The 14462-nt window shown below is 60.4% G+C and carries 12 protein-coding genes; 8 read left to right on the forward strand and 4 right to left on the reverse strand.

Annotated features, from left to right (window positions below):
• Nucleotides 1–481: 481 nt before the first annotated feature.
• From ybiB to rhlE, 3 genes are all read right to left on the reverse strand, one after another.
• Complete coding sequence (gene ybiB / locus V3W49_RS01365) at nucleotides 482–1453, reverse strand: DNA-binding protein YbiB (protein ID WP_500143174.1); 972 nt, start codon at nucleotides 1451–1453, stop codon at nucleotides 482–484.
• Between the two features lie 3 nt (nucleotides 1454–1456).
• Complete coding sequence (gene dinG, locus V3W49_RS01370; RefSeq protein WP_500143175.1) at nucleotides 1457–3670, reverse strand: ATP-dependent DNA helicase DinG; 2214 nt, start codon at nucleotides 3668–3670, stop codon at nucleotides 1457–1459.
• A gap of 70 nt (nucleotides 3671–3740) precedes the next feature.
• Complete coding sequence (gene rhlE, locus V3W49_RS01375) at nucleotides 3741–5096, reverse strand: ATP-dependent RNA helicase RhlE (protein ID WP_500143177.1); 1356 nt, start codon at nucleotides 5094–5096, stop codon at nucleotides 3741–3743.
• A 259-nt stretch (nucleotides 5097–5355) separates the two neighbouring features.
• Here rhlE and cecR point away from each other — a divergent pair, with 259 nt between their 5' ends.
• From cecR to V3W49_RS01400, 5 genes are read left to right on the forward strand one after another with little or no spacing between them, the layout of a single operon-like run.
• Entirely contained in the window at nucleotides 5356–6048 is a 693-nt protein-coding gene (cecR, locus tag V3W49_RS01380) for a transcriptional regulator CecR (protein ID WP_500143178.1), read from the forward strand.
• Nucleotides 6038–7051 carry a secretion protein HlyD gene (gene hlyD, locus V3W49_RS01385; RefSeq protein WP_500143180.1) on the forward strand — a complete coding sequence of 338 codons (1014 nt, stop codon included), beginning with the start codon at nucleotides 6038–6040 and terminating at the stop codon, nucleotides 7049–7051. Before cecR ends, hlyD begins: the two co-directional genes overlap by 11 nt.
• Nucleotides 7038–8783: an ATP-binding cassette domain-containing protein gene (locus V3W49_RS01390; RefSeq protein ID WP_500143181.1), complete on the forward strand. Its 1746-nt coding sequence runs from the start codon at nucleotides 7038–7040 to the stop codon at nucleotides 8781–8783. Before hlyD ends, V3W49_RS01390 begins: the two co-directional genes overlap by 14 nt.
• Nucleotides 8773–9909 (forward strand): ABC transporter permease, encoded by a 1137-nt coding sequence (locus tag V3W49_RS01395; RefSeq protein ID WP_500143183.1) that lies wholly within the window; start codon nucleotides 8773–8775, stop codon nucleotides 9907–9909. The genes V3W49_RS01390 and V3W49_RS01395 overlap by 11 nt, the downstream gene beginning before the upstream one ends.
• Before the next feature lie 11 nt (nucleotides 9910–9920).
• A complete protein-coding gene (locus V3W49_RS01400) occupies nucleotides 9921–11027 on the forward strand; it encodes an ABC transporter permease (protein ID WP_500143184.1) in 1107 nt (368 codons plus the stop codon).
• On the opposite strand, the gene V3W49_RS01405 is transcribed toward V3W49_RS01400, so the two are convergent.
• The gene (locus V3W49_RS01405; protein ID WP_500143186.1) at nucleotides 10989–11402 is read right to left on the reverse strand and encodes a YbhQ family protein; all 414 of its coding nucleotides are present in this window, start codon (nucleotides 11400–11402) and stop codon (nucleotides 10989–10991) included. The genes V3W49_RS01400 and V3W49_RS01405 overlap by 39 nt on opposite strands.
• Before the next feature lie 132 nt (nucleotides 11403–11534).
• Between V3W49_RS01405 and V3W49_RS01410 the strand changes: the two genes are divergently transcribed.
• Genes V3W49_RS01410 through V3W49_RS01420 form a run of 3 tightly spaced genes read left to right on the forward strand, consistent with a single transcriptional unit; the run spans nucleotide 11535 to nucleotide 14460 of the window.
• Nucleotides 11535–12296: an endonuclease/exonuclease/phosphatase family protein gene (locus V3W49_RS01410; RefSeq protein ID WP_500143187.1), complete on the forward strand. Its 762-nt coding sequence runs from the start codon at nucleotides 11535–11537 to the stop codon at nucleotides 12294–12296.
• Nucleotides 12293–13516, forward strand: a complete 1224-nt coding sequence (clsB, locus tag V3W49_RS01415; RefSeq protein WP_500143189.1) for a cardiolipin synthase ClsB — start codon at nucleotides 12293–12295, stop codon at nucleotides 13514–13516. The genes V3W49_RS01410 and clsB overlap by 4 nt, the downstream gene beginning before the upstream one ends.
• Nucleotides 13516–14460, forward strand: a complete 945-nt coding sequence (locus tag V3W49_RS01420) for a lysylphosphatidylglycerol synthase domain-containing protein (RefSeq protein ID WP_500143191.1) — start codon at nucleotides 13516–13518, stop codon at nucleotides 14458–14460. Before clsB ends, V3W49_RS01420 begins: the two co-directional genes overlap by 1 nt.
• Nucleotides 14461–14462 lie beyond the last annotated feature (2 nt).

A 14462-nucleotide genomic window follows, 5' to 3' on the forward strand; every position in this document is an offset into this window, starting at 1 on the left:
TGAACTCATCCGAAAGGTGCTGCTGGTGTCATTTAGAAAAGACAGACTGAAGCGATAAGGGTTTTGTCACCCGGCTTAAAAAACGCCGCAGCGTTCACGCAGGGCCGGAGGAGCGACAGGATGTCGCGACAGGGCAAGGTCGCCATGGATGGCGACTCTTGCCCGTTCCGAAAAGCCCGGCGTGATAAGCGAAGGGGCCCGCGTCAGCGGCGTTTTTTACCGCCGGGGAGCCCGGGTCGCCAGGGGAGCGGCGACTGAGCTCCCTGGCCCGTTCACCCGCAGTGGATTAACAGAGAAGCAGTTGCCTGAAGTGAACGGAACACTCGCCGTATCATCATATTCCGCCGCTTTTATTCTGAAACCGGGCGCCGGAGCTGTCTGTCCCCCTCGCCCTGGCCCTCTCCCTGAAGGACGAGGGAGCTTTCCCCTGCCCTCCGCATCATCATACCCGGTAAATTACCGAATAGATTACGGACAATTCTCACCCAAACAGCCGGTTCACCTGCGCCAGCGCCGCAGTCATATCAGGCTGCTCGCCGCTGGCTACCAGACAGCAGGCCAGCTGCTGCTTAATCGAGGCTGGTACCGGCTCTTCGCCCGCCACGCAGCGCTGGATCCAGCGGGCGGTAATTTCCGCATCTTTATCGCCCGGCAGCGCGATCGGCTGGCTAACCGCCTCATCCTGACGTTCGCACAGCACCTGTACCCGCTGATTCGCCACCAGACTGATTTGCGGGCAGCGCAGCGGATTCGCGTACACTTCGCCTTCAGTACCGTGCATCAGCAGCGCCCGACCGCCGGTCTGGTTAAAGAACTGCGCCACCCGGGAAACATATTCCGGATGCGAAACGCTGGACAAACGCAAGGCGTGATCTTCACCGAACGGCGAGATGAGCTTCGCCAGAGTATGAGCGCTGCTGCGCACCCCCAGCCGCCAGCGTAGCTGGAGCTGCCGGGCCAGCGGCGGGCACAGGGCATCCACCGGCATAAACAAGGGTTCGCCGGATTCCAGCTTCGCCTGGGCCTGACCGCCATGCAGCGTCGGCGCCATACCCAGCAGCGCAAAGATAGTGGCCGAGATAACCCGGGTCGGATCTTCGCTGACGCCATGCACCACCACCGGAAACCCCATCCGGCTCAGTAACAGCGCCAGCAGCGGCGTCAGGTTCGCCTGACGCCGGGCGCCGTTATAGGTTGGAATCACTACCGGCATCGGTTTTCCCGCAGGCGGGGTCAGCGTCAGGGTTCGCTGGCGCACCGCATCGTAAAAGCCGCGCAGTTCCGCCTCGCCTTCGCCTTTAATTCGCAGCGCCATCAGTATGCCGCCCAACTCCAGATCCGGCACCTTGCCATCCAGCATATGGCTGTAGAGTCCGCGCGCGCTGTCAAAGTCGAGATCCCGGGCGTGATTCTTACCGCGCCCAATCTCTTTAATCATTTTGCGGTAATCCACCAACTATCTCCTCTTTCGGGTCATGCCATTAAGTGTAACCCGTCCGCTTCGCCCTGAGCGACGCTTTCGCCCTCCGGCCCCGGTAGTTGTCGGTTTTTCCAGCAGCTTACTGTCTGGCTCCGGCGCGGGCGGCTGAAGCACCGGAAAAACCGGTAACGCCGCCAGCAGCCGCTGGCCGTAACTTTTGGTCAGCAGGCGCTTATCGTAAATGACCACGTCACCCCAGCAGTCATGGCTGCGAATCAGCCGGCCAACCTGCTGGATCAGATTAAAAGAGGCGCTGGGCAGGCTCTGCACCTCGAACGGATAGCGGTTATGCGCCTTCAGCCATTCGCCTTCGGTCTCCACCACCGGGCTGTCCACCGGCGGGAAGGCTATCTTATGAATGTGCACCTGGCTTAGCAGCTCGCCTTTTAAATCCAGCCCCTCGGCAAACGATTGCAGCCCCACCAGCACGCTGGTCTGGCCTTCCGCGACCCGCTGACGATGCAGTTCCACCAGCCGATAGCGTGGCAGATCGCCCTGTACCAGCAGTTGCAGACGCAGATCGGGAACGCACTCCAGAAAAGTGGTCATGGCCCTTAAGCTTGCAAACAGTACCAGCATCCCCCGGTGTTCGCCCTTTTCCAGTTCAGCGCGAAAGAAGCCCGCCATCTCGGCGATATGTAGCCGTTCATGTTCCATCAGCGGCGCGTAGCGCATCCTCGGAATCACCAGTCGCCCCTGATGCGCGTGATCGAACGGGGAATCCAGCGCCACAAATCGATCCCCGGCCTTTTCTTTAAGGCCGCTCAGCTCCTGAAGTCGCGAGAAGCTGTTCAGCGAACGCAGGGTCGCCGAGGTCACCACCACGTGGGGCACGCTGCGCCACAGCAGCTTTTCCAGCTGATCGCTGACCCGAATCGCCGCGCAGTGCAGCAGCAGCTTCGGCTGCCCGTCGCGCACTTCCCGGGCTATCCACTTGCACACCGGCGCGTTCGAACTGTTAGCCATGGCCGCCAGTTTCCACAGTTTACTCTGGGCCTCAAAGTGCCCCAGCGCGCGGTTCATCTGCAAAAGCAGCCGATGCAGGCGCACGATATCGTGTTGGCCGGTACGTTCGCTCAGGTCATTCAGGAAGGCTTCCGCCAGACCGCGCAGCGCGTCGGAAAGCTTCGCCATACGCTGCACCATCGGCAGCACCTCTTCCGGCAGTTCGCCCATGGCGAACCGATATATACCTTCGCTTTCTCCCGGCAGATACAGACTGAAGATCCCCGCAAGCGTGATAGCCAGCTCGTCCAGCTCTTCACAGTGGTTGCTAAGGCGTTCCGGAGTCGCAAGCGGCGGAACGCTTTTCGGGCGGAACTGTTCAAGACTGGTGGCGATAAGCTTGCTGAACAGATCCAGTTGCAGCCTCAGCCAGCCGGGGGTGATTTCAGCACTGGTTTCCAGGGCATCGCGCGCCACATCCGGCAGATGGTGCCCTTCGTCCAGCACCAGCAGCAGATGTTTCGCCGGCGGCAGCACGCTTTCATTTTCCAGCGCCGCCATCACCAGAGCGTGATTGGCCACCACCACTTCCGCTTCGGCTATCTCGCGGCGCGCCACGAAAAACGGGCATTCGCGATACCACTGACAGTTAGTGCCCAGACAGCCGACTTTGTCGGTACTCAGCCGCCGCCACAGGTCATCGGCAATGTTTTTCTTACTGTGATCGCGCACCCCGTCCCAGCTGTAGCTGTCCAGGGTTTGCTTCAGATCGACACACAGCTTGCGCTCTTCCTTGCTGGTGGCGGTCAGGGCGTCGTCAAGCATCGCCAGCAAATCGCCCTGCTGCTGCGGTTCATCACTGGCCAGCATGGCAAGATTGCGCGGACAAACGTAGCGCCCGCGCCCGAAGGCGGCGGTAAACTTTAAACCGGGGATGATTTTGGCAAGCAAAGGCAGGTCTTTACTGAAGATCTGATCCTGCAGCGCCACATTGGCGGTGCTGATCACCAGGGTTTTCTGCTCGGCGCGGGCCAGCGCGATGCCGGGAATCAGGTAGGAGAGCGTCTTGCCGACGCCGGTCGGCGCTTCAATGGCGAGATGGCGCCCCTCTTCATCCGCCAGGGTTTTCGCCACTTCGGCGATCATCTGACGCTGAGGAGCGCGGGGAATAAAGTCCGGAATTTGCTGAGAAAGCGCCTTGTACCAGGCGCTGATTTGCGCCTTATGCGCCGCGGACAATGCCATGGGAGAACCGTTTTACTGCGAAAAACCGCCACTATTCTCCCATGTTTAAGGCATGGGGTACAGAAAGACCTTAGCGGTTACCTTCGCCGCCGCCCTGACCACCGCGACGACGTCGGCGACCGGAACCTTCACCGGCAGGCTTAGGCGCCTGGCCGCTTTCGGCGCGCTTACGCGGCTGACCCTGCCCGCGCCCACCGCCAGCATTTCCCCGACCACCGCCATTGCCGCGGCCACCTCCGTTACCACGCCCCTGACGCCCATTCTGAATCGGCTCTGCCTTAATAGAGGGGTCCGGCTCGAAACCCGGCTCGGCGATACGCGGAATTTCGCGCTTCAGCAGGCGTTCAATATCGCGCAGCAGTTTATGCTCATCCACGCAGACCAGCGACAGCGCTTCACCGGTGGCGGCGGCACGACCGGTACGGCCAATACGGTGCACGTAATCTTCCGGCACGTTGGGCAGCTCATAGTTGACCACGTGCGGCAGCTCTTCAATATCCAGACCGCGTGCGGCGATATCGGTCGCCACCAGCACCCGAATATCGCCCGACTTAAAGTTGGCCAGCGCCCGGGTACGCGCGCCCTGGCTCTTATTGCCGTGAATGGCGGCAGCGGTGATGCCGTCTTTATTCAGCTGTTCCGCCAGATGGTTGGCGCCGTGCTTGGTGCGGGTAAAGACCAGCACCTGGCGCCAGTCGCCCTTGCCAATCAGCAGCGACAGCAGTTCACGCTTGCGCTTTTTATCCACAAAGTGAACGTGCTGGGTCACCTGCTCCGAGGCAGTATTACGGCGCGCCACTTCCACCTCTTCCGGGTTATGCAGCAGTTTTTCCGCCAGCCCCTTGATCTCGTCAGAAAAAGTCGCGGAAAACAGCAGATTCTGGCGGCGCGGCGGCAGTTTTGCCAGCACCCGACGGATATCGTGGATAAAGCCCATATCCAGCATGCGGTCGGCTTCGTCCAGTACCAGAATTTCCACCTGATCCAGCTTCACCGCGTTCTGATGTTCCAGATCGAGCAAACGGCCCGGCGTCGCCACCAGTACGTCAACCCCGCCGCGCAGCTTCATCATCTGCGGGTTGATGCTCACGCCGCCAAACACCACCAGCGAACGGATATTCAGGTATTTGCTGTAGTCGCGCACGTTTTCGCCGATCTGCGCGGCCAGTTCGCGGGTTGGGGTCAGAATCAGGGCGCGCACCGGACGGCGCCCTTTGCTGTGCGGCTCGCGCTGCGTCAACAGCTCCAGCAGCGGCAGCGTAAAGCCGGCGGTTTTACCGGTGCCCGTCTGGGCGCTGGCCATCAGATCGCGACCGCTGAGCACCACGGGGATCGCCTGGCGCTGGATAGGGGTGGGTTCGCGATAGCCCTGTTCGGCAACGGCGCGCAGAATATCGGGGCTCAGCCCAAGAGAATCAAAAGACATAACTACTCCAGACCCGCCCTGACCGGGCAACCGGTGTCGTTTCCAGGGGGAGTGTGCAAGCCGGGAACCGGCCGGTTACTCAAAGGCACAAACCACAGTGCCGTTACAGGGGGCGGAGTGTATCAGTTTTTGCGACCTGGCGCATAAATTCTCCACAGGCGGAAACATTAGCAGAACCAATTGACGTTTCTGGACACAATGGCAAAACCTGCTTACTCTTAATCAATCGATTGATTAACTTTTCAGGAACTCCTGCCTGATGAGCAACCGAACCACACCCCCTACCGCCAGAGGGGAGCAGGCCAGACAGCAACTCATCCACGCCGCCATCGCCCAGTTTGGCGAATACGGCCTGCATGCCACCACCCGCGATATCGCTGCCCAGGCGCAGCAGAATATCGCCGCCATTACCTATTACTTCGGATCAAAAGAGGCGCTTTATCTGGCCTGCGCGCACTGGATTGCCGATTTTATAGAGAATAACTTCCAGCAGCATGCCGCCACCGCCGAAAAGCTGCTGAAAAGCGGTGCTGAACGACAAGCCGTGCGCCAGCTTATCGTTGAAGCCAGCCGTCACCTTATCACCCTGCTCACCGCCGATGAAACGCTGAATATCAGCAAGTTTATCTCCCGCGAGCAGTTGGCCCCAACCGAGGCTTATCAGTTAATTCACCAACGGGTGACCGCGCCGATGCATGAACTTCTTACCCGTTTGATCGCCCGCTACTGCGGGCGCGACCCCGGAGATACCGAAACCATTCTCCATACCCATGCCCTGCTGGGGGAGATACTCGCCTTCCGGTTAGGGCGCGAAACCATACTGCTGCGCGCCGGTTGGCAGCACTTCGATGCGGCGGGGGTTCAGCAAATTATTTGGGTGGTAACCCAACATATCGATCTCATTCTACAGGGACTTTCCGTCCAGCGAGGAGCCGACGAAAATGAAAAGTAGCAAGTCTGTTGTGGCGGCGCTGATCGTTGTGGCGCTGCTGGCCGCCACCCTCGGCGGCTGGTGGTGGTATCGCAGCCAGCATAACCAGCCCCTGACGCTATATGGCAACGTGGATATCCGCACGGTGAATATCAGCTTCCGGGTTGGAGGGCGTCTGGCGACCCTTAACGTGGATGAAGGGGATACCATTAAGCGCGGCGACGTGCTGGGCGAACTGGATAAAGCGCCTCTGGATAACGCCCTGCGACAATCACAGGCCAACGTCGCCGCCGCCCAGGCCAAATACTCTCTGATGATGGCCGGCTACCGCAGCGAAGAGATAGCTCAGGCCGCCGCCGCCGAACGTCAGGCGCGCGCCTCCTGGGAATATGCGGACAAGTTTTATCAGCGTCAGCTTGGGCTGTGGAACAGTCGCTCCGTCTCCGCCGACGCGTTGTCCAACGCCCGTTCATCGCGCGATCAGGCCGCGGCCAACCTGAAAGCGGCCCGCGATAAGCTGGCCCAGTACCAGACCGGGAACCGACCGCAGGAAATCGCCGAGGCCAAAGCCAGTCTGGAACAGGCCCAGGCCGCACTGGCCCAGGCGCAACTGGATCTTCAGGACGCCACGCTTATCGCCCCTTCCGACGGCACCCTGCTGACCCGCTCCATAGAGCCAGGCACCATGCTCAGCGCCGGCAGCAACGTTCTGACGCTGTCGCTGACCCGCCCGGTCTGGATCCGCGCTTATATCGATGAGCCAAACCTTAACCAGGCCCGGCCGGGTCGTGAGGTACTGATTTACACGGATGGCCGCCCGAACACTCCCTGGCACGGGAAGATAGGCTTTGTCTCGCCGACCGCCGAATTCACGCCTAAAAGCGTCGAAACGCCGGATCTGCGTACCGACCTGGTCTATCGCCTGCGCATTATCGTAACCGACCCGGACGATACCCTGCGCCAGGGAATGCCGGTTACCCTGCGCTTTAGCGACGCGAAGGCAAGCAGCGATGAGCCACGCTGAACGCGCCATTGAACTACGCGGGGTGGTCAAACGCTTCCCCGATATGGAAAAACCGGCGGTCGCCAGCCTGACGGTAACGCTTAACGCTGGCGGCGTTATTGGCCTGGCAGGGCCGGACGGCGCCGGTAAAACCACGCTGATGCGCATGCTGGCGGGCCTGCTGCGCCCCAGCGAGGGCGAAGTCCGGGTGGCCGAACTCGATCCCATCCAGGATTCCGGCGAGCTTCACTCGCTGTTGGGCTATATGCCCCAGAAGTTCGGTCTTTATGAAGATTTAACGGTCCAGGAAAACCTGAATCTGTATGCCGACCTGCGCAGCGTGACCGGCGAACAGCGCCGCCAGACCTTCGAAAAGCTGCTGGCCTTTACCGCCCTCGCCCCTTTCACCGGGCGGCTGGCGGGCAAGCTTTCCGGTGGAATGAAGCAGAAGCTCGGGCTGGCCTGCACCCTGGTGGGTCAGCCTCAGGTACTGCTGCTGGATGAGCCGGGCGTCGGCGTCGATCCCATCTCGCGCCGCGAGCTGTGGCAGATGGTGCACACGCTATCAAACGAAGGCATGCTGATTCTGTGGAGCACCTCTTATCTGGACGAAGCCGAGCAGTGCCGCACTATCCTGTTGATGAACGAAGGGGAAATACTCTACCAGGGCGAACCAAAAGCGCTGACCCGCCAGATGACCGGACGCAGTTGGCTGATGACCAGCCCCCGTCTCAACAGCCGTCAGCTGTTACAGCAAGCGCTGCGCCAGCCGACGGTCAGCGACGGCGTCATCCAGGGAAAATCGGTGCGGGTGATTCTGAAAAAAGAGGCTCAGATCGACCACCTGAGCCGGGCGCTGGCGCTGCCGCCCGAACGCATCGAAGAGACGGCGCCGCGCTTTGAGGATGCCTTTATCGATTTACTGGGCGGCACCAGCGCCGTCGAATCGCCGCTGGGCGCCATTCTGCACGATGTGGAAGGCAAGCCAGGCGAAACGGTGATCGAAGCGCGCCAGCTGACCAAAAAATTCGGCGACTTCGCGGCCACCGATAGTGTCGACTTCAAAGTGACCCGCGGCGAGATATTCGGGCTGCTCGGCCCCAACGGCGCGGGTAAATCCACCACCTTCAAGATGATGTGCGGCCTGCTGACGCCCACCTCGGGTCAGGCGCTGGTGCTGGATATGGATCTGAAGACCAATTCCGGCCAGGCGCGCCAGCACCTGGGTTATATGGCCCAGAAGTTTTCGCTGTACGGCAACCTGACGGTTAATCAGAACCTGCGCTTTTTCTCCGGTATCTACGGCCTGAAGGGGAAACGCCAGCAAGAGCGCATTGAGCGGATGAGCACGGCTTTTAACCTGACGCCCATCGCCCGCCAGAGCACCGATTCTCTGCCGCTGGGCTTTAAGCAGCGCCTGGCGCTGGCCTGCTCGCTGATGCACGAGCCGGATATTCTGTTCCTTGACGAACCCACCTCCGGCGTCGACCCCCTCACCCGCCGCGAATTCTGGTTGCATATCAACAGCATGGTAGAGCGCGGCGTGACCGTTATGGTGACCACCCACTTTATGGACGAGGCGGAATATTGCGACCGTATCGGGCTGGTGTACCACGGCAAAATCATCGCCAGCGGTACGCCGGACGACCTGAAACAACAGGCCGCAGACGCCGAACATCCGGATCCCACCATGGAGCAGGCCTTTATCGCCCTGATTCACCAGTGGGACAAGGAGTACAGCCATGGCCAATAATCAACGTTTCTCGGGGCGTCGGGTGCGCGCCCTGTGTCTGAAAGAGACCCGCCAGATTCTGCGCGATCCCAGTAGCTGGCTGATTGCGGTGGTCATTCCCCTGCTGCTGCTGTTTATCTTCGGCTACGGCATTAACCTGGATTCCAGCCAGTTACGGGTCGGGGTTCTGCTGGAACAGCGCAGCGAAGAGGCGGTGGACTTTACCCGTACCCTGAGCGCCTCTCCCTTTATCGATGCGACCGTCAGCAATAATCGCCAGCAGTTGATCGAAATGATGCAGGGCGGACGGATTCGCGGGCTGGTGGTATTGCCGGTGAATTTCGCCGAGCGCCAGGCAAGCCCCGGCGACAGCGCACCGATTCAGGTAATAACCGACGGCAGCGAACCCAATACCGCCAACTTCGTGCAGGGCTACGTCCAGGGAAGCTGGCAGGTCTGGCAGCAGCAGCGCGCGCTGGCCCGGGGTGAAAGTCTACAGCCGCTGATCGACGTGCAGAGCCGCTACTGGTTTAATCCGGCCGCCATCAGCCGCCACTTTATAATCCCCGGCGCCATCACCATTATCATGACGGTGATCGGCGCCATTCTGACCTCACTGGTGGTGGCCCGCGAGTGGGAGCGCGGCACCATGGAGGCGCTGCTCTCCACCGAGGTAACCCGCACCGAGCTGCTGCTGTGCAAGCTTATTCCCTACTATTTTCTGGGCATGCTGGCGATGCTTATCTGTATGCTGATGACGGTTTTTGTGTTGGGGGTGCCGTACCGCGGTTCTCTGCTGCTGCTGTTTATCATTACCAGCCTGTTTTTACTGAGCACCCTCGGCATGGGGCTGTTAATCTCCACCCTGACCCGCAACCAGTTTAACGCCGCCCAGGTGGCGCTGAACGCCGCGTTTCTGCCATCGGTAATGCTATCCGGCTTTATTTTCCAGATAGACAGTATGCCTGCCGCCATCCGGGCGGTGACCTGGGTAATCCCGGCGCGTTACTTCGTCAGCACCCTGCAAAGCCTTTTTCTGGCGGGCAATATCCCCATTGTGCTGCTGATAAACGTGCTGTTTTTGATTGGCTCGGCGGTGATGTTTATCGGTCTGACCTGGCTTAACACCAAACGCCGTCTCGATTAAGGAAGCCTCTGATGCTACATCGCTTATGGACACTGATTCGTAAAGAGCTCCAGGCGCTGCTGCGGGAGCCACAGACCCGCGCCATTCTGGTGCTGCCGGTGATTATCCAGGTGGTGCTGTTCCCGCTGGCGGCGACCCTGGAGGTGACCAACGCCACCATCGCCATCTACAGCGAAGACAGCGGGAAACACTCGGTAGAACTGACCCAGCGTTTTGCTCAGGCCAACGCCTTCAGCCACGTGCTGCGCCTGCACGGCCCCAACGAAATCCAGCCGACCATCGATACCCAGAAGGCGCTGCTGGTGGCTCGCTTTCCGGCGAGCTTTTCCCGGAATCTTGACCAGAGCAGTCCCACTCAGCTTCAGTTGATTCTCGACGGACGCAACTCCAACAGCGCGCAGATAGCGGCCCGCTATCTGCAACAGATAGTGATGGATTACCAGAAGGAGCTGACCCGGGGGCAGGCGCGTAGCGGCAACAGCGAGCTGGTGGTGCGCAACTGGTACAACCCCAATCTGGACTATGACTGGTTCGTGGTACCGTCGCTGGTGGCGATGATCACCACCGTCGGGATTATGATAGTCACCTCGCTTTCCGTGGCGCGCGAACGCGAACAGGGCACCCTCGATCAGCTTCTGGTCTCGCCGCTCACCACCTGGCAGATTTTTGCCGGTAAAGCCATTCCGGCGCTTATCGTCGCCATCTTCCAGGCCACCATCGTTCTGCTGGCCGGGATTCTTATCTATCAGATCCCCTTCGCCGGTTCGCTACTGCTGTTCTACTTCACCATGGTGGTGTACGGACTGTCGCTGGTGGGATTCGGGCTGCTAATTTCGTCGCTGTGCGCCACTCAGCAGCAGGCGTTTATCGGGGTATTTGTCTTTATGATGCCAGCGATTCTACTGTCGGGGTACGTCTCTCCGGTCGAGAATATGCCGGTCTGGCTGCAAAACCTGACCTGGATAAACCCCATCCGTCACTTTACCGACATCACCAAACAGATCTATCTGAAGGACGCCAGCTTTCACATTATCTGGCAGAGTTTATGGCCGCTGCTGGTGATAGCGGCCACAACGGGATTAGCGGCGTACGCTATGTTTCGGCGGAAGATCGCCTGAGCGACGACGGTCTTTAATCAGTAGCGAAACCAGCGCCGGCCCGGCCAGCAGCGCCAGTCCGGCAATCGCCAGCAGCAAATTGTTATGCACTACCCGGGAAAGCAGCCAGATGGCGATCAGCGCCGCCCCGAAGTACCAGGCGGTGGTCAGCTCTTCCAGCAAATCAGCAAACTCCCGGCGCCAGCCTTCCGCGTGGCGCTGGAACACCAGCATCAGCATCAGCGTGACCGCGTACAGCGTGCAGAGCCCCAGCCCAACGCGCACCATCGTATTGCTCAACCAGCCCATCACCAGTAAGGCCACTACCAGTAAATGCAGCATAATCTGCAGGCAACTTAGGCCAGTTGCCACACGAATACGTTGTTGCCACTTCATGGCTCGTCTCCATTTAGTCTTTTTTTCTGTTCTTTCAGAGTACAGTACTTTAAGGAAAATTCCGTATCCCGCCAACTTTTTGTGACAAAGACTACACTTTATCGTCTACGGAGAGGCATTTGTGGGAGGCTCATGACCGATAACACGGCGCATTTTTCGCTGCGGGTGCTGACCATCAACACCCACAAAGGGTTCACCGCCCTGAACCGGCGCTTTATCCTGCCGGAGCTGCGCGAAGCGGTGCGCAGCGTTTCGGCGGATATCGTCTGTCTGCAGGAAGTGCTGGGGGAGCATGAGATCCACGCCTTAAGGGTGGCGGGCTGGCCGGACGCGCCCCACTATGAATTCCTGGCTGATACCATGTGGCGCGACTACGCCTACGGTCGCAACGCCGTCTATCCTGAGGGACACCACGGCAACGCCATTCTCTCCCGTTTCCCTATCGAGCAGTTTGAAAATCACGATGTCTCCATTCCCGGCCACGAAAAGCGCGGCCTGCTGCGCTGCCGCATTCTGCTACCGGAAAGCGGCCAGCATATCCATATTATCTGCGTGCACCTGGGACTGCACGACAGCCATCGCGCCATTCAGCTGCGGCAGCTGGCGAGCCTGGTTAACGACCTGCCCGCCGAACAGCCGGTGGTGGTGGCCGGGGACTTTAACGACTGGCGCCAGAAAGCGAACCGGCCGCTGCGGGAGCTGGCCGGGCTGGACGAGGTCTTTACCCGCGCCAGAGGGCGCCCGGCGCGCACCTTTCCGGTGCGCTTCCCGCTGCTGCGTCTGGATCGCATCTATGTGAAATACGCTGCCGCCAGCGCCCCCTGGGCGCTGACGCTGCGCGACTGGCGTCATCTTTCCGATCACGCACCGCTGGCCGTGGAGATTCACCTGTGAGAAACCGCTGGCGCCAGGGAAACCGCATTCAGTTGCTGGAAAACGGCGAAGCGTTCTTTCCGGCGGTGTTCGACGCCATCGCCGCCGCCCGCACTCAGGTGCTGCTGGAAACCTTTATCTGGTTCGAGGACAGCGTAGGCTGGCGGCTACGCCACGCCCTGCTGGAAGCCGCCAGACGCGGCGTTCGGGTCGAATGCCTGCTGGATGGCTACGGTACGCCGGAACTTTCCGCACACTTTATCGACGACCTGGTGACCGCTGGCGTCATCATTCGCTATTACGATCCGCGCCCCAGGCTGTTCGGTATGCGAACCAATATGTTCCGCCGCATGCACCGCAAAACCGTGGTCGTGGATGAACAGATAGCCTTTGTCGGTGGAATTAACTTCAGCGACGAGCATATGGCCAGCTACGGCACTGACGCCAAACAGGACTATGCCGTTATGGTCACCGGCCCGGTGGTGGAGGACATCCGTAGCTATGTGGAAAGCGCCCTGCCGGAGCCAGAACGCCCCTTTTACGGCTGGCATGGCCACGGCCCTTCGCACGAGCCTCATGCCGGCGAGGCGCAGGCGCTGTTTATCTGGCGCGATAACGGCCAGCATCGCGACGATATCGAACGCTACTACCTGAAAATGCTGGCCGCCGCCCGCCGCGACGTCACCATCGCCAACGCTTACTTTTTCCCGGGCTACCGCCTGCTGCATGCGATGCGTAACGCGGCCCGGCGCGGCGTGCAGGTGCGACTGCTGGTTCAGGGGCAGCCCGATATGCCCATCGTCCAGGTGGGGTCGCGCCTGCTGTATCGCTACCTGCTCAAGGCTGGGGTACAAATCTTCGAATATCAGACCCGGGCCCTGCACGGCAAAGTGGCCGTGATGGACCAACGCTGGGCCACCGTCGGCTCCAGTAATTTGGATCCGCTCAGCCTTTCGCTTAACCTGGAGGCCAACCTGGTTATCCACGACAGCAATTTTAATCGGAGGCTGCGCGATAATCTGGACGCCCTGATCGAACACCAGAGCAAGCGAGTGGATGAGAATATGCTGCCGCGCCGAAACTGGTGGAACCTGACCTTCAGCGTGCTGGCCTTTCACTTCCTGCGCCACTTCCCCGCTATGGTGGGCTGGCTGCCGGCTCACCTACCGCGGGTGATGCGGGTAACGCGCCGCAGCGGCAAATCTTCGGCTCAGAATGACAGACCGGAAGTAAAACCCTGATGGCCGCCGCTCATCCCCGCTGGCGGCGCGTTACCCGTCTGCTGAACTGGCTGTTTGTACTGGGGGTGCTGACGCTGCTTGTCTTGTGGGCGCGTCAGGTTCACTGGCCGGAAGTGTGGCAGGCATTTCTCAGGCTGCCTGCTTCGTCGCTGCTGGCCGCCGCAGGGCTGGCAGCGTTCAGCTATCTGCTGTACGGCGGCTACGATCTGCTGGCCCGGGCCTGGTGCGGACACCATCTGGGGGCAGGCAAGGTGGTGGCGATCGCGGCTACCTGCTACGCCTTTAATCTGACGCTGAGCACCTGGGTCGGCGGCATCGCCATGCGCTATCGCCTCTATTCCCGTCAGGGACTGTCCGGCGCTACCATCACCCGCATTTTTTCACTCAGCCTGACCACCAACTGGCTCGGCTACCTGCTGCTGGGAGGCGTGCTGTTCAGCCTGAAGGCGGTTCCCCTGCCGGAACACTGGTATATCGCGCCGCGTACCCTCCAGTGGCTGGGGGGGCTGCTGCTGGCGCTGGTGGCGGGATGGCTGTGGTGCTGCGTCCGCCTGCGAAGGCGCCGCTTTACCCTGCGCGGTATCACGCTGGTGCTGCCTGACGGCAAGTTTGCGCTGGTTCAGTTGTTCCTGTCCGGCGCTAACTGGCTGACCATGGCGGCGATTATCTGGGTGCTGATGGGCACTCAGCCGGCTTATCTGCTGGTATTGGGGGTGTTGCTGGTCAGCAGTATCGCCGGGGTGATCGTGCATATTCCGGCGGGAATCGGCGTACTGGAGGGGGTATTTATCGCACTGCTGGCGGGCAGCCACGTGAATCAGGGCACGCTGCTCGCCGCCCTGCTTACATACCGGCTGCTCTACTTCTTTATTCCACTGCTGCTGGCGACCCTGGGCTACCTGTGGATGGAAAGTCGCGCCAGACCTCAAAGCCCGGCGCGATGATA

This window comes from Rosenbergiella sp. YN46, from assembly GCF_036620675.1.
Lineage (GTDB): Bacteria > Pseudomonadota > Gammaproteobacteria > Enterobacterales > Enterobacteriaceae > Jejubacter.